Here is a 22,525-nt window from a genome sequence, read left to right as displayed (position 1 = left end):
TAAATAAAGTTCAATTGCTACTTGAATATCTCCCTAGTTAGAGTTAAATTCAATAGCCCTAACTAGGGGTAAATAGTAAGTGCACAGAATACATAAGATAGAAGACGCGTTAGCGCGACCGCGTTTTGTTTAGCTTAAAGTGTAACGATGTTACATATTTCATAGATCACAGAAGTGGAAAATCATGATAAGAACACCAATAACGATAGCTAATTCTCGCCGGTATAGCGTATTGCTACTACTTTTAATCCCACTGATTGGGTGTTCCGAGGCTAATGTCCCTAACAGCAACAAACCGATCATTCACCCGATCAAGGTCGCTAGCATTAGTGACTTAAATAAACGTAATATCAAGCATTTCCCCGCTAAGATTTCCGCTAATAGAGAGGTTGAGGCCTCATTTCAGGTTGCAGGCCGACTCACGACATTTGCTATTAAACCGGGTGATGAAGTGAGCAAAGGAGAACTCCTTGCAAGTGTTGACGAGCGCGACTTTGTTAACGAGCTAGCATTAAAAACAGCGGATTATCGCCTTGCCGTGGCCAATTTTGAGCGCATCGAGCTACTGTTGGACAAAAAAATGATCTCGCAAGCTGACTATGATCAAGCAAAAGCACAACTAGTTTCTACACAAGCACAAATGCGCCTTTACCAAGATCGTGTCAAAGACACTAATATTTATGCGCCATTTTCAGGACAGGTAGCTGAAACATATGTAGAAAATTTCCAATATATACAGCCACAACAAGCAATACTGTCGCTACAGAGCACGGATATCTTAGATGTGATTATCCAGCTACCTGAAAGCCTATTGATCAACTTGCAGACAGAGAAAGCAGATCCCGATTATCACCCTACCCTTACCCTTGGGGCTGCCCACCAGCACAGCTACCAAGTCACCTATAAGCAACATAGCACGACGGTAAACCCAGGCACGCAATCCTATGAGGTGATCTTTAGCCTACCCAATCCAAAGGATCTCACCCTCTACCCTGGCATGGCGGCGACCTTAGAGGTCGATTTTGACCAACTGATCCCGAATCAACATCCTACGCATACCGTGCAAGTACCACTGACCGCGGTGTTAACCGATGATCAGAGTAAACAAGCGCAAATCTGGGTACTTGATCAGCACACCAATACCCTATCGCCACGGGTGGTGAGCATCGGTGAAATATCGGGTCAACAGGTGACTATCTCTGGTGACGTTAACCATGAAGATGTGATTGCAACGGCCGGATTAAACCGTCTTTACAAGGGCATAAAAGTAAAGCCGTTGATGCATGAGAGAGGGCTATAATCCGATGACACTAGCAGAATATTCCATTAAAAATCGTGTCATCAGTTGGTTAGTTGTCGCACTACTGCTGATTGGCGGTACGCTCTCCTTTTTCGGCCTTGGCAAATTAGAGTTTCCTACCTTCCCGATCCCCCAAGCGGTGGTTAACACGGTTTACGCAGGCGCCTCCGCTGAGCAGGTAGAGGAAGAGGTCACGGTGCAGCTTGAGAAGGGGATCCTCGAGATTGCCGAGGTGAAAAAGATCACATCTTACAACTCACCAGGTATGTCACAGATATTGGTCGAATTGCATGAAACCATCTCCACCGATGAACACACTAGGGTTTGGGCGTCATTACGCAAGAAAGTAGAAGATCTAACGCCTCAGCTCCCTCCTGGCACGACAACTCCACAGGTATTTGATGAGTTCGGTGACGTGTATGGCATGCTTTACAACATTAGCAGCGAAGATTACCCCTATAGTGATATCGAAGACTATGCCGACTTTCTAAAAAGGGAGCTAGTGATGCTTGATGGCGTGGCAAAGATCTCCCTTGCAGGCCAGATCACCAAGAATGTGGTAATTGAAATCGAACCAGATAAGCTTAGCGCGTTAGGGTTAGACCCAAACCGTCTCTATACGTTACTCAATAACCAAAACGTGGTCTCCAATGCGGGGAAGCTAATGATTGGAGAGCAGTCCGTACGTTTTCATACCACAGGTGAATTAAGCAACCTTGCGCAATTAGAAGCGCTAATCATCAGTCCTGCAACTAGTGACACCTTAATCCAGTTAGGTGATATAGCCAAGGTGAGTTATCAATATGATGAAACACCAAGCAACCTTTACCGCGCCAATGGTCACAAGGCGCTTTCCTTTGGTATTTCCTTTCAAGAGAGCGTTAATGTCGTCGATGTAGGTGACAGCATTAGGCAGCGCTTAGCGGAACTTAAGTCATCACGCCCACTCGGTATCGACCTTAATATTGTTTACGATCAACCCCATGCAGTAGATACCTCGGTCAATGATTTTCTTATTAACCTGTTAATTTCAATCATTATTGTAATCGTCGTGCTATTGATCACCATGGGTCTAAAATCGGGAATCATCATGGGCAGTGTGTTACTGATCACGATCCTCGGCACTTTTATCGGTATGCAGTTGCTGAACATCGAAATCCAGCTCATATCCCTCGGCGCGCTGATTATTGCATTAGGTATGTTGGTTGATAATGCCATTGTTATCACTGAGGGGGTACTGGTTGGATTAAAGCGGGGTCTCACTAAAAAAACAGCGATTAAAGAGGTGGTTTCACAAACCCAATTCCCCCTGTTAGGGGCAACCGCCATTGCTATTATCGCCTTTGCCCCCATTGGACTTTCACCGGATGCAACGGGCGACTTCTTAGGATCATTGTTTTATGTACTACTCATTGCATTATCACTAAGTTGGTTGTTTGCTATTAGCTTAACGCCATTTTTCTGCGAGCTACTATTTAAAGAGGAGATAGCTCAAGCAGGAGAAACGCAACACACCGATCCATACCAATCTATTATTTTCCAGCTTTATGGCAAACTGCTCAATACAGCACTGCGTCATAAGACGCTATCATGCGGTTTAACATTACTGCTGTTAATTGCGGCTATTGGTGCCTTTGGTCAGATAAAACAGGCGTTCTTTCCGCCATCAAATACGCCCATCTTCTATATAGACGTATGGATGCAGGAGGGAACTGATATTCGCGCGACCTCAAAAAAACTGCTCGATATTGAAGCGCAAGTATTAAACCATGACGGGATTAATAAGGTAACCACAACCTTAGGCATGGGCGCACAGCGTTTCATTCTGACCTATCAGCCAGAAATGGTTTATGCCAGTTATGCGCAGCTTATCACTGAGGCGGAGGATCTACAGAGCATTAAAAACGCGTTACCTATTCTGCGCCAAACACTGGAAGCAAAATACCCAGAGGCTGAGTTCAAGTTTAAGTTGATGGCACTAGGCCCTGCACCTTCAGCCAATATTGAAGCACGTTTTTATGGTCCTGATCCTGCGGTATTACGTCAACTGGCACAGCAAGCGATCACCATTATCAACGCAGAGCCCTTGGCGATAGAGACACGTCACTCATGGCGAGAGCAAGCAACTATCATCCGTCCACAAATCGATATGGCAGCAGCGCGTCGCAGTGGTATTAATAAGCAAGATATCGACAATGCCCTGCTGATGAACACTTCTGGCCAAACCATTGGCTTATATCGAGATGGCACCGATCTACTGCCCATATTATTACGCTCACCTGAGCAGGTGCGTACTGATATCGATCGCATTAAAGGCGCACAGGTATGGAGTAGTGAACATCAAGGCTATGTAGCGCTTAATCAGATTGTGCATGCTTTTCCCACTGAGCATGAAAACTCGCTTATTATTCGTCATAACTTACGCCGTATGATCACCGTGATGACTGACGTTGCCCCTTTTACAGATGACACACCAGAATCACTGCGCCTAAAAATAAAGGAGAAGATAGAAAACATTGCTCTGCCCGATGGTTACCAATTTGAATGGGGTGGGGAGTATGAATCATCACAAATGGCAAAAAAAGCCTTATTTAGCTCTCTCCCTATGGGCTATTTGGTGATGTTTCTGATCACTGTTTTCCTGTTTGGCACCATTCGTCAATCACTAGCTATCTGGCTCACAGTGCCATTAGCGCTGATTGGGGTTGCATTTGGTCTACTGCTGATGGAGATCCCCTTTGCCTTTACCGCCCTGCTTGGATTGCTCAGTTTGTCAGGCATGTTGATTAAAAATGGCATAGTACTGGTCGAGCAGATCGACATTGAGCAAGCGAAAGGTTTGTCTATTCAAGAGGCGATTCAACTTGCCTGTGTGAGTCGCATGCGCCCTGTGTGTATGGCGGCCTTAACCACGGTATTAGGCATGGCGCCGCTACTGTTAGATGCCTTTTTTGCATCCATGGCGGCCACTATTATCTTTGGTTTAGGCTTTGCCACCCTATTAACACTGATCGTGCTTCCCGTCATTTATGCCACTTTATATCGAGTCAGCTTCACGGAATAGCTGCTTCTAGAAAATAAATGAGATGTTAAAGCTATTCGATACTAAAAGAATAGCTTTAAACCTCCGAATTCAAGCCTCAACTCCTCAGTCAAACTCAGTCAAAGTGCCGAGTTAACAGCACGCGCCTAAAATTCGCCATTTTAGCCTGATAAAGCGCGGCTTTAACTAAAAACCCATTAGCAGCATGCCAAACATTGTTTTGTATCAAACGAAAGGTCACTCGTGCATTGTAGTGTGTTATAGAGGTCGTTTAGTTATTGATTAACAATGGCTGGCTTATTTTTTGGCGACGTTAAAAACATAAAATATCATTTACTTACGCTATTGCTATCAATTCCTACTTTATAAAGCCATACTGAATACCGTTGCCCTATTATTCTATTTTTATAAACGTTGTGGGTAGCAGCAGTCCTTAAGTTCGCGTAAGTAGCGATTAAAATATTTATTAACAAGGTGAAATGAATCATGAGTAAAGGACAAGACAGTAAAAAGAACGTTAAAAAGCAACCACTTTTATCCGCAAAAGAAAAAAAAGCTGCTAAAGCTGCCAAAAAAGCTACACCTAAATTGTTCGGTATTTAGCAAAAGTACATAATGGCTATCAACTCATTGCGATGGCCATTAGTTTTAGCGTTACCAACATCAGTTTAATTAACACAAAGCATTAAAATTACCCACATCGAATACATTGCTAAAGGCTTCCTTACATGGTTAGATATTTACGGCAATGAACTACCCACCGACGCCTCTTCATCTCGAACAGTGGGTTTTCTCGCCACTATGGATAAATAAAGCTGATTTGATGTGGTGCACTTAGATCTTGAATTCGGAAACGAAAGGTCACTCATGCAGCTGGCTGAGTGTTTTAGGGAGTCATTATGTCTATACGGATAGGTGAAAATGTCAGGCTATAGATGGGGCTGTTTAGCTTGTGGTCAAGGTAACTCAGCAAATGAAAAGTATTGTGAATTTTGTGGGGCAAGCTCAACTGCAACAAGTTGGGAGCTAGATGCTCATGAATTTGCTATGAATCACCTTAAAAATAACGAGGGAGAATCTAAATGTAGCTCCTGTGGTTGTTCGTCGCATAGAGTTAAATTTAGCGAAGAGCCTTTTGAATATTTTGAATCTCGTCAGAGACCTTTAATCAGAGCTATGTTTGTCATCTCAACATGTACTTCTTGTGATCTCGAAATTAAAACCGAATATGCGGTGCCAACATTTCGTAAATTGTATCGCTGGTTTGCTGGTAAGGATATAGAGAGTGAGTGGTGGCTTAAAAGGTAAAATACGTATAACACATATGAGCCTTCCACCAGTCAATAGGCGAGACTAACTTATTTGACTGCTTTTGCAGTCAAATTAAAACCAGTCAACAAATTCATTTACTTCGTTGTCAGTTAGCAGTCAAATTATCGTTTACAGCACACACATATAGAGGCTCTCTTAGTGTGGGCTTCCCACACTTTGCTAGACACCTAAATAGTGACAATGTAACTTAAAGATGAAGTGATTATGAGCAAAGGCAAACGATATTCTCAAGAGTTTAAAATTGAAGCGGTCAAGCAAATAACTGAACGAGGTTATTCCATTTAAAATGTACTAATAAACAATGTTACTCTGTTTTCAACAAGCTTAATTTTTGTCTCAATTTATCTAGGCCAAATATATTGTTTACAGCGCTATCGACTCGGCCGGTACCCTCACCCAACCTTCCATAAGTATTCGAGCACTGCGGCTCATTACCGCTTTGTTTACTTGCCATTGGCGCTGAACAAGACTTGCTTGAGCGCCCACTTTTAAAGTGCCTGATGGATGGCCAAATAGCACCGACTCGCAATTCATGTTACCTGCAGCCTGACTGACTAATGTACCCGGTATTGCCGCAGCGGTGCCGATGGCAACGGCAGCGGTTCCCATCATGGCGTGATGCAGTTTTCCCATTGATAACGCGCGCACATTTAGATCTATATCAGCTTTAACAATCGCTTTACCACTTGATGATGTGTAATCAAGTGGCGCTGCAACCATTGCAACCTTAGGAGTATGTTGCCGGTTCGCGGCTTGGCTAATATCAGTAATTAACCCCATTTTCACCGCTGCATGTGCCCGTATGGTTTCAAACATGGCCAATGCTGTAGCATCGCTGTTAATGTCTTCTTGCAACTCTGCCCCACTGTAGCCAACATCGTTTGCATTAATAAACACGGTTGGAATGCCGGCATTTATCATGGTCGCTTTGAGCACCCCGCTAGCTACAACATCGGTTGGAACGGATAAGTCATCGACCAGGTTTCCCGTTGGAAACATCAAAGCGCTGCCATCGGCAGGATCTATAAACTCGACGCAGACTTCTGCTGCAGGAAATGTTACGCCGTCGAGCTCAAAACCGCCGGTTTCTTGCACTTCACCGTTAGTAATGGGGACATGGGCAACAATGGTTTTACCGATATTTTTTTGCCATATTCTAACAACCGCAATGCCATTGGCAGGAATGCGGCTACGATCAACTAGCCCGTTGTTGATTGCAAATGAGCCCACCGCAGCTGACAAATTGCCACAGTTACCGCTCCAGTCCACAAACGGTTTGTCGATAGCGACTTGCCCAAAAAGGTAGTCCACATCATGATTGGCTTGCGTACTTTTTGACACTATCACCGTTTTACTGGTGCTTGAGGTCGCCCCGCCCATTCCATCTGTTTGTTTACCATAAGGATCTGGGCTTCCAATGACTCGCAGCAACAAAGAGTCACGGATCGAACCCGCGACCTGCGCTGCCAAGGGTAGATCGGTTAATTTAAAAAACACCCCTTTGCTAGTGCCGCCTCGCATATAGGTAGCAGGAACTTTTATTTGGGGTAAATGCACGTGCTTACTGGTCATAATCGATACCGTTACATTATTGATATTGTGTTCACTTAAACCGTCGCATTGCAGCCACAATTAGATGATAAACCACTGAAATTATGCGACTTAATTACAGGTGTCACAGTGTTTTATTTACGCTAACAAAGTCTTATCAGCTGCAGACTGGCTCACCGCGGTAGACGCTAAAAAATCTTTTGCAAAACGCTGGAGAATGCCACCGGCTTCGTAAATAGACACTTCTTCGGCAGTATCTAAACGGCACTTAACCATTATTTCTACTCTGTCACCATTTTTACGGGTCATGATTACAGTTAACATTGCACCGGGTGAGCGTACGCCCATCACGTCATAGGTTTCAGTTCCGTCAATCTGATAACTATGACGGTTTTTGCCTTGAGTAAATTCAAGTGGCAACACTCCCATACCCACCAAGTTTGTGCGATGAATTCGCTCAAACCCTTGTGCAATAATCACTTCAACACCGGCTAATCGAACGCCTTTTGCTGCCCAGTCGCGGCTAGAGCCCTGGCCATAATCAGCGCCTGCAATAATAACCAATGGTTGTTTTCGTTCCATGTACGTTTCAATGGCTTCCCACATCCGCGACTCGATGCCTTCTGGTTCAATACGGGTTAATGAGCCTTGTTTCACTTCTGGCTTGCCATCTTTACCTAGCTTAGTCACCATTTCGTTAAACAGTTTAGGGTTGGCAAAAGTAGCACGCTGCGTTGTTAAGTGGTCACCTCGGTGTGTAGCATAGGAGTTAAAATCAACTTCGGGTAAGCCCATTTTGTCTAAATAGGCACCTGCCGCGCTGTTTAACACAATAGCGTTAGAAGGTGACAAATGGTCGGTAGTGATATTGTCGCCTAATACCGCTAATGGCCGCATGCCTTTCATGGTACGCTCACCCGCCAGTGCCCCTTCCCAGTATGGTGGGCGACGAATATAGGTACTTTGTGGCCGCCATTGATATTGCGGATCGTTGTTAGTGCCATATTCGACTTTAATATCAAACATCGGCTGGTAAACTTTGCGGAACTGCTCGGGTTTTACACTGCGAGCGATAACAGCATCAATTTCTTCATCGGTTGGCCACAAGTCTTTTAGTCTTATTTCGTTGCCATCGCAGTCAATACCCAACACATCTTTTTCAATATCGAATCGAATCGTGCCCGCAATTGCATAAGCGACTACTAAAGGCGGCGACGCTAAAAATGCTTGCTTAGCATAAGGATGAATACGCCCGTCAAAATTGCGATTACCAGATAACACTGCTGTGGTGTATAAATCTCGCTCAATCACCTCTTGTTGGATCACCGGATCCAATGCGCCACTCATGCCGTTACACGTGGTACAAGCAAAACCGACAATGCCAAAACCTAGCGCTTCAAGTTCGGTAAGCAAATTAGCCTCTTCAAGGTAATGCTGTACCGCTTTTGAACCTGGGGCTAAAGAAGTTTTAACCCAAGGTTTACGCGTTAGCCCTTTTGCATTGGCGTTACGTGCTATCAAACCGGCGGCAATGACATTGCGTGGGTTAGAGGTGTTAGTACAACTGGTAATTGCTGCAATAATACAGGCGCCATCGGGCATTAAGCCCGCTTCATTTTCGACAACGCCACTAATGCCCTTTTCAGCGAGCTGCGCGGTTGATACGCGGCGGTGTGGATTAGACGGCCCAGCAATGTTGCGGCCAACGCTGGATAGGTCAAAACGCAACACCCGTTCATATTCGCAATCAGCTAAGGTAGCGGCCCACAAACCAGCACGCTTAGCATACGTTTCCACCAGCTGCACTTGCTTGTCGTCTCGACCAGTTAGCTTTAAATAATCAATGGTGTTGTCATCGATATAAAACATGGCGGCAGTGGCGCCAAATTCAGGGGTCATATTTGAGATTGTTGCTCTATCACCTAAAGTGAGAGCCGCCGCGCCTTCACCAAAAAATTCAAGGTAAGTAGAAACCACTTTTTCATTCCGCAAAAATTCGGTTAGAGCCAAGACAATATCAGTTGCGGTGATCCCGCTTTGACGTTTACCCACTAGCTCTACCCCAACAATCTCAGGCAGTCGCATGTATGATGGTCGGCCAAGCATCACGTTTTCCGCTTCAAGTCCGCCAACGCCAATGGCTATTACACCTAGTGCATCAACATGGGGGGTATGACTGTCGGTGCCCACCAGTGTATCTGGAAACGCTACGCCGTCTCTTGCTTGCACCACCGGCGACATTTTCTCTAAGTTTATTTGATGCATAATGCCGTTACCTGGCTGAATGACATCAATGTTTTTAAAAGCGGTTTTAGTCCAATTGATGAAATGAAACCGATCTTCATTACGGCGATCTTCAATGGCACGGTTTTTCTCAAATGCGTGCTTTTCAAAGCCCGCATGCTCTACAGCCAATGAATGATCAACTATCAACTGGGTTGGTACCACAGGGTTGACCTTGGCAGGATCGCCGCCTTGCTCGGCTATCGCATCGCGCAGACCTGCGAGATCCACCAACGCGGTTTGCCCTAAAATATCGTGACACACAACTCGTGCTGGATACCAAGGAAAATCTAAATCGCTCTTACGTTCAATAATTTGCTTTAAGCAGTCGGTTAACGTATCTGGGCTGCAACGACGAACCAAGTTCTCGGCATAAACGCGCAAACTGTATGGCAGCTTTTTAAACGCATTAGGGCAAATAGCATTAACGGCAGCTTCAGTATCAAAAAAATCCAGCTCGGTACCTACTAGCGGTTTACGGTAGCTTGTGTTCATTAGGCGTTCCACTTAGAAATGCATCTGTAAAGCGGGCTTATTTAAATCTTACTGGTAATCAGCAATGGTGATAATACAGCCCGAACCCGACAAAATTGGCTGGAAAGGCTATCGCGCCCACCAGCGGTATTCGACAACTCAAATTATCGCTCAGAAATCGGGATCACCTTGCGTGGCTCGGCACCGATATAGTCAGCACTTGGTCGAATGATTCGATTATTAGATCGCTGCTCCATCACATGTGCAGCCCAACCTGTAAGGCGTGAACAGACAAAGATTGGCGTGAATAATGCTGTGGGAATGCCCATAAAGTGATATGCCGAAGCATGGAAAAAATCAGCGTTGCAAAACAGTTTCTTGCTGTCCCACATAAACTCTTCACATGCAACTGAGATGTCGTATAACGATAAATCGCCATGCTCGTGAGCCAGTTTCTCTGACCAAGCTTTAATGATCACATTGCGAGGATCTGAAGTTCGATATATTGCATGACCAAAGCCCATAATTTTTTCTTTACGTGCTAACATCGCTGCCATTTTTTGTTTGGCATCAGCTGGGGAATCAAACTGCTGGATCATGTCCATCGCAGCTTCGTTAGCGCCGCCATGCAGTGGTCCGCGCAAGGTGCCAATTGCACCAGTAATGCAAGAAAACATGTCAGACAAAGTAGAGGCGCAAACCCGCGCGGTAAAGGTTGAAGCATTAAATTCATGCTCTGCATACAAGATTAATGACACATCCATAACTCGGCGATGCAGTGCTGACGGCGCTTGCCCTTTAAGCAAATGTAAAAAGTGGCCACCGATAGAGTCTTCATCGGTAACACAATCAATTTCAACGCCTTCGTGAGAATAGCGGTACCAGTAACACATGATGGCTGGAAACGCGGCTAATAGGCGGTTGGCAGCTTGTTTTTGTTCGCTAAAGTCTTGTTCTGGTTCTAAGTTACCTAAAAAAGAACAACCGGTTCGCATCACATCCATGGGATGTGCGTTGGCAGGAATTCGTTGCAGCACTTCTTTGAGTGCTAGCGGCAAATCACGCTGAGCAAATAATGCCGTTTTATAGTGATCAAGCTGAGCAGCATTGGGTAACTCACCGTTAAATAACAGGTAGGCGACCTCTTCAAAGGTGGCGTTATCAGCCAGATCTGATACGTCATAACCGCAATAAGTTAAGCCAGAGCCAGATTTACCCACGGTACATAGTGCCGTTTCACCGGCACTTTGCCCACGTAAGCCGGCTCCGGCTAGCTTTTTGTCCTCTGGTTTTACGTCTACCCGTTTGTTGTCAGCCATAAAATATTCCTTTTCTTGAGTCACTTGCGGTGTTAATTACCTGTGAGCATGAACCATCTTTGGTCGAGCTTTGTTGTTTAGTCGCAGTGATTATCCATTACAATATTGAAATCATTTATACAGTTGCATTCATGTCTCTGCGCACTGTTCTACTTGTCTTTATAGGTTTTTTCCATCGGCAAATAGGTTATCTAATTTGCGCTCGTATTCGTGGTAACCGAGATAATTATAGAGCTCCATGCGGGTTTGCATTGAATCGACTACAGATGTTTGATCACCAGTGGCTAAAATTGCGCTATACACTGTTTCAGCAGCTTTATTCATCGCTCTAAATGCACTTAATGGGTATAGCACCATTGAAACGCCCCACTGTGCTAATTGCGTTTTATTCCATAATTCGGTTTGCCCAAACTCGGTAATGTTGGCCAAAATTGGCACATCTAACGCCTCAGCAAAGGCGCGGTAATGGGCTTCAGTTTTAACAGCTTCAGCAAAAATGCCATCAGCACCGGCTGCAACGTAAGCTTTAGCGCGGGTAATCGCCGCTTCAAGCCCTTCTTGAGCAAACGAATCGGTACGTGCCATGATAAAAAAATCAGGATCCGTACGCGCATCAACCGCTGCTTTAATACGGTCAACCATCTCCGAGGTAGACACTATTTCTTTGTTTGGTCGGTGACCACAGCGTTTTTGTGCCACTTGATCTTCCATGTGCACAGCCGCAGCGCCGGCTTTTTCCATATCGCGCACAGTTTTAGCAATGTTAAACGCACCGCCCCAACCGGTGTCGATATCAACCAATAACGGCAAGTCACATGCAGAAGTAATACGCTGTACATCAACAAGCACATCGTTGAGTGATGTCATGCCTAAATCGGGTAAACCGTAGGAAGCATTCGCAACCCCGCCACCGGATAAATATATCGCCTGATGACCAATTTTTTCTGCCATCATCGCAGCATAAGCGTTAATGGTACCGACGATTTGTAATGGCCGATTAGCGATAAGTGCTGCACGAAATTTTTTACCTGCGCTCATGTACTACTCCTTGTTGTTTTGCAGTAATAATCGAGTCCCCCCCAAAATGGGTAACTACGACAATATGACTTATCCCTTTCACGCTTTACTCATGCTTTTAACCTGTCTTACTTACACAGCGGGCTTATCTTGGAGCAGTTTGCATTCAATACTGGATTTAGAATACAAGATATGTCGTCGCATCAGCATTTCTGCTAGCTCCGCGTCACGATTACTGATCGCCTGTACTATGTGTTTATGTTCGTCAAAAGCCGTTGTTACACGGGGGCCGCTCATGCCGAGCTGCACTCTATACATACGCACTAAGTGATAAATGCCATCAATAAGCATTGAAATTAGATGGCTATTTTTGCTGCCGACAATGATCCGGTAATGGAAATCAACATCACCGGCTTCTTGATAATATGAACCTTCAGAGCGCACATTTTTAGAGTGGCTATTAAGCAATGCCTGTAAATCCGATATTTCAGAATCACTCATATGATGCGCAGCTAAACGCGCTGCCATACCTTCAAGAGATTCACGCACTTGATAAAGCTCGATTAACCCTGCTGATGTTAGACTTACTACCCTTGCGCCAACATTGGCCTTACGTTCTACAAGACTGCTTGCCTCTAAACGATTTATCGCCTCACGGATCACAGCGCGACTAACACCGTAGGTTGTCGACAATTCCGTCTCGCTCAGTTTAGCCCCTGCAGATATGACCCCTTCAACGATGTCTTTACGCAGTTGGAAAAAAGTTTTATCTGCGGATGTTACCGGCTGTTCTGCAAAAAAAGTCATTTAATGGCAACCAAACAAACGAGACATTGTCGACAATTTAACCATATAGTGTGACACAGTCAACACTTTTACCAGTAATTGTCGACAAAGCTAATGTACATAGATTTAAACAAATCCAGTTAAGTAACGTCAGTTTTGGCAAGAATGTGATACAGCTGGTCGTGGGCAATAGCTAAATGGCCAAAAAAAAGGCCAAACCATGACGGTTTGACCTTTTATAACTTGCTTAATGGTTATGTCAGTTACTTACTAATACAACCAACTATAAGAGCCAGTTTATACTGCTTAAATGCTAGTGGTTTGTTGCTTCGGCTTAAACTTTTCACGCATTGTTTGCATAGCAACAAAGAGTGCAGGAACTAGCACAACACCAACTACAGTCGACAATATCATCCCACCAAACACTGCATAACCCAGCGAGTGGCGAGACTCAGCGCCCGCACCGGATGCAATTACGAGTGGGAATACACCCCAGATAAAGGCAAACGCGGTCATCAATACTGCTCTGAAACGTAATCTTGCTGCTTCAACTGCAGATTCAACAATGCCCATACCCTTTTCTTCACGTAGCACTTTGGCAAATTCAACGATTAAGATCGCGACCTTAGCGGACATGCCTATGAGGATCACCACACCAATTTGAACATATAAATCAAATGGTTTACCCATTAATAGTAGCGTCGCCATTGCACCTAAAATAGCAATTGGGACAGCTAACATTACTGCGGTAGGAATCGTCCAACTTTCGTATTGTGCGACCAAGAACAGATAAGTAAACAGCAATGATAGTGCAAACGCGATAGGCGCTGCGTTACCTGCTTTTTGCTCTTGGTAAGTCATACCTGACCACTCGTAGGCGTAACCTTCTGGTAGTTCAGTTACTGCTAGCTGCTCAATAGCACTAACAACATCACCGGAACTGTAACCTGGAGCTGGTACACCATTAACGGTAGCCGAGCCAAACAAGTTGTAGTTAGACAATGTGTCAGGACCAAATATTGGAGTGATAGTCACTAAAGTTGATAGTGGTACCATTTCGCCACTTTTAGCACGAACGAACAAGTTACCAATGTCGTTTACATCGTCACGGAAGCTTTGCTCAGCTTGCACTTTAACTTTGTATGCTTTACCCAACATATTGAAATCGTTAACGTAAGCACTACCTAACTGCGCTTGCAAAGTAGCAAAGATTTCATTCAACGGAACGCCCATTGAAATAGCCTTGTCACGGTCAACGTCAATGAATCGCTGTGGTACGTTGGCTCTAAAGATAGAGAAAGCACGAGCAACTTCTGGTAAGCCGTTAATGTTTTGTACAAAAGACTGTGTTACTGCTGCAAGTTCTTGCGGTGAACGACCTAATGTATCTTCAATCACCAAGTTAAAACCGTCAACAGCACCCATACCACGAATCGCTGGAGTCGCAAAGACCATGGCAATCGCTTCTGGATCAGAGTTTACAATGGCACGGATCTTCATCATCAACACTTGTTGATGTAACTGTGGATCTTTACGTTTACTCCAATTGTCTAACTTAATGATCATCATGCCTGAGTTAGGGATTGATGCCATGTTGATCATCGAGAAACCACTCACACCAATCACATCTTTTACGCCTTCAAGCGCCATTAGCTGTTCAGTGAAATCTGATACTACCGGGCTTGTACGTTGTAGCGATGATGCGTCTGGCAATCTTACTTCAACCATCACTGCGCCTTTATCTTCATTAGGCACAAACGCGGTCGGTAACGTGGCAAATAGGTAAGCTAATAATCCAGTTAAAACCAGGTAAGCAAAACCGGTGATCAGTAGACGGCGGCTTAAAAAGCCAACTAAATGCTGGTACTTATTAGTTAGTTTTTCAAAACCACGGTTAAAGGCTCTTAACGGTGCAATTGGCTCTTGATGTTTATCTGTTAAAATCAGTGCACATAAAGCAGGTGATAAAGTCAGTGCATTAATCGCTGAAATTAACACCGATACACAAATCGTTACAGCAAACTGGTTAAACATCGCTCCAGAAATACCTGGCAACAATGCCACTGGTACAAACACAGCAAGCAAAATCAGTGTTGTTGCCAATACTGGCCCCGTTACTTCTTTCATCGCTTGAATTGTTGCTGGGATTGGCGCCATATGTTCTTCATGGATGATACGTTCAACGTTTTCAACCACGATGATTGCATCATCTACCACAATACCAATGGCCAGAATTAATCCGAACAAAGAGATTGTGTTAATTGACATACCCATGCTCTGCATTACTGCAAACGTGGCAATAATCGATACTGGTATAGCAATTGTAGGGATGAACGTTGCACGCCAATTTTGTAAAAATACAAATACCACCATCACAACTAAAATCGCCGCAATGATTAGCGTTTCATATACTTCATGAATCGATGCTTCTACATACTCAGTCGAGTCATAAGAGATATCCCATGCTAAATCGTCAGGGAACGACTTACTGTATTCTTCCATGGCAGCTTTTACGCCCGCCATTGTTTGTAATGCGTTAGCTGTTGGTAACTGGTACAACGCTAATACTGCTGCTGGTTGGTTGTTAATGGTACCGTCACCATCATAACTTTCAGCGCCCAGTTCAATACGTGCTACATCTTTTAAACGAATAACTGAACTGTCAGCATTAGCACGTACAATAATTTGCTCAAACTCAGCAGTGGTGCTTAAGCGGCCTTTAGTTTGCAAAACATACTGAAATTGCAAGTCATCTGGCGCTGGCATGCCACCTACTTTACCTGCGGCAACTTGTACGTTTTGACTACGAATCGCTGCCAATACGTCTGATGATGTCAGGTTAAGAGTTGATAACTGAGTTGGGTTCAACCAAATACGCATTGAATAGGCTTTTTTACCTAACAAGGTAATGTCTGACATTCCGTTCAAACGTTTTAGTCGATCAGAGATGTATAAATCGGCGTAGTTTGATAAGAAAATGCTGTCATAAGTCGCATTAGGCGAGCTTAATGTTACGACCCCTAGAATGTCTGACGATTGTTTTTTAACCGTAACACCGATTTGATTGACTTCAGCTGGTAACGATGACTTGGCTTGGTTGACGAGGTTATTGACTCGTACCTGTGCCATGTCACCGTCGGTATCGATACCGAAGGTTACTTTCAAACGGTAAGAACCATCGTTACCGATATTTGATGACATGTATGTCATCTCTTCTACACCGTTAACTTTAGCTTCAATAGGTTGTGCGACCGTCTTTTTTACAACGTCAGCATTTGCACCAGGGTACATAGTGCTAACTGTCACAACCGTTGGTGAAATTTGTGGGTATTCCGCAACAGGCATCACCTGCAATGCGATTAAACCGAGTAAAGTTAATGTCAGTGAAATCACTAACGCAAACTTAGGTCTGTAGATAAAAAACTTACTTAGCATAATTGCTAATCCCTAACTAATTATTAAAATGACAACTTACTTGGCTTGCGCTATTTCTTTCACTTGAACACCAGCACGGATCTTTTGTAATCCTTTAACCACAATACGGTCGCCAGCTTTTAAGCCTTCAATCACATGTTGATTAATGCCGTAATCTTGCCCAAGTTCGATGTAACGCTGTGATGCGACCATATCTTCGTCAACTACCATTACAAAGCTACCGGCTTGGTTCTGTTGTAATGCAGAACGTGGAACAACTACGCCGTTAATCGTTTGCTCAGCAAATTTAACGTTAAGCATGCCGTGCTCACCAGGGATTAGTGAGTAGTTTTCATTAGCAAAACTGGCTTGGACGTTGATAGAACCGCTGTCAGTATTGATTTTGTTGCCTACCGCATAAATCTCACCTTTTTGCGGATAAACTGTATCGTCAGACAACTTTAAAGTTAGCTCTGGGTTAACAATCTGGTTTTTAGCTGTTGCTTTGTCCACACCTGAACGAATTTTACGGTACAGCTTTTCATCGATATCAAAGTTGAAATGAATTGGATCAACTTGAGCGATTGAAACCAAACGGTTTTTAATAACGATGGTAATACGGTCACCCACTTTGTAGTTACTAAAACCAATACGGCCTGACAGTGGTGCGTAAATATCACAGAAACCGAGTTCTAATTCAGCAGAAGCAACAGCAGCTTCAGCTTCAGCAACTGATGCAACCGCTTTAGCGTAATCAGCAATCGCGGTGTCATACTGCATTTCGCTGATACTTTTATCTTTAATTAGTTTCTTCGCACGTTTTTCATTACTCGCCGTCATTACAACATTGGCTTTAGCCATTGCTAACGCAGCTTTAGCTGACTTTAATTGGGCTTGGTAAACACGTGGATCGATTTGGTATAGCAAATCCCCCTTCTCAACCAAATCACCATCTTTAAAATGCATAGCAATAAGTTCACCGCCAACGCGTGGAATAATATCGACCTCATTAACTGCTGTCGTACGTCCGATGAAATTAAAATAAGGTGTTATTGCTGAATCAGTTAGAGTGATTGTTTCTACACTTGGTAATGGCTTTGCTTTTTGACTCCCAGCTTGCTGGTCAGAACAACCACTGAGTAAAGCAGCACCAATACAGGCGGAGATAAGTGTAAGTGAGCAATATTTTTTCATAACGTACCTTTGACTCTTAAAGATATTTTCTAGGTTTGAAAATATTCAGTTAACGCGATAATTTGGCGCTAATATACTCCCATCATGAAAAAGGCATACTCGTAACAATACGGGGATATTGCAGCGCAGAAATAAACAAGTATATTTTCTAGATTAAATATAGAACATATATAAGCAAGTGCTCATATGAATTCTAATAGGCAAGTAAGAAACAATTAAACAGATTGGAAATAAACGAAGATAGAGTACGAAATAACAGACAGGCTATAAAAGATAAAAAAGAAATAAGAATCAAGGTTTAAGAAAAAGCCACACGCTAAGGGCTAGCGTGTGGCATTCAGAACTTTACTTAGCTCTAACTCTATGAATAACAGTGTACATAACCGGAGTTACAATCAACGTCAAAATTGTCGCGAATGTTAAACCAGCCATCATAGCAACAGCCATAGCTTGGAAGAAACCATCGGTGATCAACGGGATCATACCTAGCACGGTTGTTACTGCAGCCATGCTCACAGGTCGAACCCTTGATACAGATGCATCAATAACAGCAAGGTAATCTTCTTTGCCTTCATTGATTTGAAGTTTTATCTCTTCAACCAATACAATGGCATTTTTGATCAGCATCCCCGTCAAGCTCATAGTACCTAGCAGCGCTAAGAATGTGAACGGCATATTAGCGGTATAAAGACCAACAACCACACCAATTATCGCAAACGGAACTACTGTCCAAATAACCGCAGCGTCTTTGAAAGAGCTAAACAGTAAGATGGTAATTAGAATCATCACCATGTAACCACCGCCTAACTTTGAACCTAAAGCAACAAGCGCGTCCATAGAGGTTTCGTACTTACCACCCCAATGCATGCTGTAGCCTTCAGGTATTTCCATCGCTTCGATTTCTGCCTTAAATGATTGCATTACAGCAGCTGTGGTTAACGAGCCCATTTGATCTTCGTCTGTCATAGCCATAATGGTACGCACTCTATCGCGACGCATAATGACCGGGTCTTCGAACTCGACGTCAAAGCTATGCACAACTTGCGACAAGCTTACATACTGGTTAAGTTGACTACTCCAAATTCTTAACTCCATTACGCCGTCAATATCAGTACGTTCTACTTCAGGAGGACGCACAACAATAGGCATAAGATCAGAACCGTCGCGGTAGATACCTACAGTTCGACCAGAGAAGTTAGCTAATAGTACGCTATCAACTTGGGCTTTACTGATCCCTAATGTTCTTGCCGCTTCAACGTTAAATACCGGACGAATAACTTTAGTACGCTCACGCCAGTCATCACGTACCGCCGTCGCACCTTCATGCGACGCCATAATCGCTTTGGCTTTAGCTGACAGCTCTCTTAATACATCTGGGTCTGGACCTTGGAAACGTGCTTCAATACGTCCGTCAGGAGCAGGGCCCATTTCAAAACGTTTAAAGTTGTAGTTAGCACCAGTAAAGTTATCTTCAAGCATACCTCGGACATCTTTCATCACGACAAGTAGTTTGTCCAAGTCCTTGATAGTTACCATTAAGTTGCCGTAGTTGTTGTACGTTTTCTCAGGCTTATAAGCCAGCATAAAGCGTACATGACCACCACCAACACTTGATGCAACCTGAGTCACTTCAGGGTGGCTCAGCACCAGCTGTTCCATCTCTTTAATTTCAGCTGCTGTAGCACGAATATCGGTGTTGTACGGCAACCAAGTGTCGACCATAAATTTAGGTAAGTTCATTGGAGGGAAGAATTCATTCTTCAGCATACCAAAGCCTTTAACTGAACCTAACAACAGGAGCAGTAGTACCAACATGGTTTTCTTTCTGTGGCGAATACAACCTTGTAAGAATTTTTTGTATGAGCTAAAAACAATACCTTTGTACGGGTCTTCTTCTTCACCTTCAGCTGCTGGAGTTACATTCTTAAAGAACATTGCCGCTAAAAACGGAGTGGTTGTAATGGCCGTTACCCAACTTAGTGTTAGCGAGATAAGCACAACCCAGAACAAGGTTCCTACTAATTCACCAGAAATATCTTCTGATAAACCAATCGGCGCAAAAGCAGTTACCGCAATAACAGTAGCGCCCAATAGTGGCCACTTTGTTTGTTCAACAATATCAATGGCGGCACGGAAACGGTTTTTACCACGCTGCATACCAATCAGAATACCTTCGACCACCACAATGGCGTTATCAACCAACATACCTAAGGCAATAATAAGTGCCCCTAGTGAGATACGTTGTAGGTCAATACCCATTTGTTCCATGAAGATAAAGGTACCAGTCACAGACAAGATTAATACAATACCAATGATGATACCGCTCTTTAATCCCATAGTAAGTAACAGTACTGCAATCACAATAGCAACAGCTTCAACAAGGCTCCATACGAAACCATCAACCGACTTTTCAACTTGTACTGGTTGGTTGTAGATGTTTTCCATCTCAATACCAATAGGCTGTTTATTAAGCATGCTATCAATATGAGCTTGTACACGGTTACCAACGTCAATAACGTTTTCGCCCTGCATAAATGACACACCAAACTCAAGAGCTGGTAAGCCATTCATAGACATCATTTTGCTAGGAACTTCTTTATAGCCTCGGCTAACTTCAGCAACGTCACCTAATGTGATGCGTGCTTCTGAGCCAATAGGGCTGATCACAAGGTCACGCAGCTCCGAAATATCTTGGAACTCACCAGTAGGGTTTAGTCTAACGGTGTCGTCTTGGATGCGGATACGACCAGCATTAGACACTGAGTTTTGCTGCTGCAACAGGTTAGTAATGTGGGTAACCGGAATATTCAACGCTGAAAGTTTACTGCTTGATATTTCGATAAAAACTTGTTGCTGCTGCACACCACCAATAAAGACTTTACTCACACCATCAAGTGTAACAACGTCACGGCGAAGCTGATCTGCGAATCGCTCAATTTCAGCCATTTCATAGCCGTCACCAGTGATCCCCCAAATCATGCCGTAAACATCACCGAAGTCATCATTTACTATGGGTTTACTTGCCCCAGGAGGCAACGTATTTAAGTCACCAATCTTACGGCGCACTTCATCCCAAATTTGTGGTAAATGCAGACTGGTATATTCAGACTCCATCATCACATCTACTTGCGATAAACCAGCTGTACTCACCGACTTAACAAACTTAACCGATGGTAACTGCTGCAATGCATTTTCAATTAGCAGCGTGACTTCTTCTTCAACCTGTTCAGGTGAAGCACCAGGATATGCTGTCACAATAATGGCAGAACGTGGCGTAAATTCAGGATCTTCTAATCGACCTAAATCTTTAAATGCCAATATACCACCAACAAGCAGCACCATCATGATTAGCCAGCTAACCACCGAATTACGCATTGAGTAGCCAGCGATGCCGCCATCACGACATTCATTTTCTACGTTCTCAGGCATATTTGTATCTTTAGAAACAGTACTCATTAAATACCTCGCTCACGCTGAAGTTCTTTAACCTGTTGGTTTTCAGTAATAAGGTATGTACCTGCCGTCACAACTTTATCGCCAACGGCTAAGCCAGAGTCAATTACTGCGCCAGATGATAATAGACGGGCAACGGTTACTTCACGTAAATGGGTTTTATATTCACTATCAACAACCCAAACAAATTGCTTACCGTCTTCTAACTTCGATGTTTCTGGGCTAAACAGCGCACTCATAGGCACAATAACCTGCGTGCTGATAGTGTCTTGGTTATCAGCTAAAACAGTCATAACGTTAGCACTCATGCCTGGTAATACACGCATTGTTGCTGGCGCTTCAACTGACAGTGTCACTCTGAAGCTCAACGCACCATTAGTAGCCGATTTACGCATTTCTTTAAATTTAGCGGTTAACGGCTGCTCAGGGTAGCTATCTAAAATCACTTGAGTTTTAAGGGTTTTAAACTTTTCAGGATCAAATTGCTTCAGTAACTTTTCAGGCAAATCGAATTGGATGTCACTGACGTTGTCATTTTGAAACTCGATGATAGATTGAGTTGCTGCAACGTGATCGTGGTCATTACTGTGGATTTGAGCAACGATACCATCATAAGGTGCGTAGATTTTGGTGTACTTAAGGTTTTGGGTCGCTCTATCAAGTCTAGCTTTACCCATTAGCATTGCTGCGCGAGATGTATCGAATTCAGCTTGCGTCGCCAATCCTTTTGGAACCAATGTGGTATTACGTGCATGCTGAGATACAGCAAGCTCATAATTAGCCGTGGCATTGTCTAGTAGAATCTTTCTGTCTGTTGGGTCTAATTCTGCAATTAGTGTCCCCTCTTTAACACGCTCACCTTCAATCACATAATGCTTTGTGATTTGCCCTGCCACTCTAAACGCTAGTTCAGTGCTGGCGTTTGCAGCAACTTGTGCTGGAAATGAGCGTTGAATGCCAGCTGCTGCACTCGTTACAGTCGCCAATTTTACAGGTCTAACAACTTCAGCCTTTGGCTGTTCTACTTGTTGCTCAGAGCAACCGATCAAGGACGTGGTAGAAAGGACTAATGTTGTTACTAACAATGGTTTAGATAGAATCATAAATACTCCGCAAGCATGTGATCCATGAACGTAAATATGAACAGAACGTTTATTGTATAATTATCAACAAAAATTCAGATAGATAGCTAATAATTACGCAGCATACAGACTGCTTATTTTTCACTATCATTCAGTCATTACGACTCATAAATAAATATTAATTTAATTTTACCAACTTCTAATCCCGCAAGCCTCTTTTAACGACTAACATTGACAATAACAGGTGGTTTTACTAGTCAAAATCGCCCGAATATTA

At 43.6% G+C, this 22,525-nt stretch carries 13 protein-coding genes; 4 read left to right on the top strand and 9 right to left on the bottom strand.

The window, feature by feature from the left end:
- The first annotated feature begins 184 nt into the window (after positions 1 to 184).
- The 4 genes from RGE70_RS08280 to RGE70_RS08265 all read left to right on the top strand — a co-directional run bounded on the left by RGE70_RS08280 (position 185) and on the right by RGE70_RS08265 (position 5,960).
- Positions 185 to 1,300, top strand: a complete 1,116-nt coding sequence (locus RGE70_RS08280; protein WP_310471004.1) for an efflux RND transporter periplasmic adaptor subunit — start codon at positions 185 to 187, stop codon at positions 1,298 to 1,300.
- Positions 1,301 to 1,304: 4 nt separating this feature from the next.
- Positions 1,305 to 4,364, top strand: a complete 3,060-nt coding sequence (locus RGE70_RS08275) for an efflux RND transporter permease subunit (RefSeq protein ID WP_310471003.1) — start codon at positions 1,305 to 1,307, stop codon at positions 4,362 to 4,364.
- A gap of 900 nt (positions 4,365 to 5,264) precedes the next feature.
- Complete coding sequence (locus tag RGE70_RS08270) at positions 5,265 to 5,651, top strand: hypothetical protein (protein ID WP_310471002.1); 387 nt, start codon at positions 5,265 to 5,267, stop codon at positions 5,649 to 5,651.
- 228 nt (positions 5,652 to 5,879) lie between these two features.
- Entirely contained in the window at positions 5,880 to 5,960 is an 81-nt protein-coding gene (locus RGE70_RS08265) for a transposase (protein ID WP_375087940.1), read from the top strand.
- Between the two features lie 78 nt (positions 5,961 to 6,038).
- On the opposite strand, the gene prpF is transcribed toward RGE70_RS08265, so the two are convergent.
- The 9 genes from prpF to RGE70_RS08220 all read right to left on the bottom strand — a co-directional run bounded on the left by prpF (position 6,039) and on the right by RGE70_RS08220 (position 22,269).
- On the bottom strand, positions 6,039 to 7,247 hold the full coding sequence (gene prpF, locus RGE70_RS08260; RefSeq protein WP_310471001.1) for a 2-methylaconitate cis-trans isomerase PrpF: 1,209 nt from the start codon (positions 7,245 to 7,247) through the stop codon (positions 6,039 to 6,041).
- A gap of 117 nt (positions 7,248 to 7,364) precedes the next feature.
- Positions 7,365 to 10,004, bottom strand: coding sequence for a Fe/S-dependent 2-methylisocitrate dehydratase AcnD (acnD, locus tag RGE70_RS08255; protein ID WP_310471000.1), 2,640 nt, complete (start codon positions 10,002 to 10,004; stop codon positions 7,365 to 7,367).
- A gap of 143 nt (positions 10,005 to 10,147) precedes the next feature.
- Positions 10,148 to 11,302 (bottom strand): bifunctional 2-methylcitrate synthase/citrate synthase, encoded by a 1,155-nt coding sequence (gene prpC / locus RGE70_RS08250; RefSeq protein WP_310470999.1) that lies wholly within the window; start codon positions 11,300 to 11,302, stop codon positions 10,148 to 10,150.
- A gap of 159 nt (positions 11,303 to 11,461) precedes the next feature.
- Positions 11,462 to 12,340, bottom strand: a complete 879-nt coding sequence (prpB, locus tag RGE70_RS08245) for a methylisocitrate lyase (RefSeq protein ID WP_310470998.1) — start codon at positions 12,338 to 12,340, stop codon at positions 11,462 to 11,464.
- Between the two features lie 111 nt (positions 12,341 to 12,451).
- Entirely contained in the window at positions 12,452 to 13,126 is a 675-nt protein-coding gene (locus RGE70_RS08240; RefSeq protein ID WP_310470997.1) for a GntR family transcriptional regulator, read from the bottom strand.
- A gap of 285 nt (positions 13,127 to 13,411) precedes the next feature.
- Entirely contained in the window at positions 13,412 to 16,540 is a 3,129-nt protein-coding gene (locus RGE70_RS08235; RefSeq protein WP_310470996.1) for an efflux RND transporter permease subunit, read from the bottom strand.
- A 36-nt stretch (positions 16,541 to 16,576) separates the two neighbouring features.
- Positions 16,577 to 17,713, bottom strand: coding sequence for an efflux RND transporter periplasmic adaptor subunit (locus RGE70_RS08230; RefSeq protein ID WP_310470995.1), 1,137 nt, complete (start codon positions 17,711 to 17,713; stop codon positions 16,577 to 16,579).
- Between the two features lie 345 nt (positions 17,714 to 18,058).
- Positions 18,059 to 21,142 carry an efflux RND transporter permease subunit gene (locus RGE70_RS08225; protein ID WP_375087939.1) on the bottom strand — a complete coding sequence of 1,028 codons (3,084 nt, stop codon included), beginning with the start codon at positions 21,140 to 21,142 and terminating at the stop codon, positions 18,059 to 18,061.
- A gap of 26 nt (positions 21,143 to 21,168) precedes the next feature.
- Entirely contained in the window at positions 21,169 to 22,269 is a 1,101-nt protein-coding gene (locus RGE70_RS08220; RefSeq protein WP_310470993.1) for an efflux RND transporter periplasmic adaptor subunit, read from the bottom strand.
- Positions 22,270 to 22,525 lie beyond the last annotated feature (256 nt).

Source organism: Shewanella youngdeokensis, from assembly GCF_033180165.1.
GTDB classification, from domain to species: Bacteria; Pseudomonadota; Gammaproteobacteria; order Enterobacterales; family Shewanellaceae; genus Shewanella; species Shewanella youngdeokensis.
This window is presented reverse-complemented; position numbering and strand designations above follow the sequence as displayed.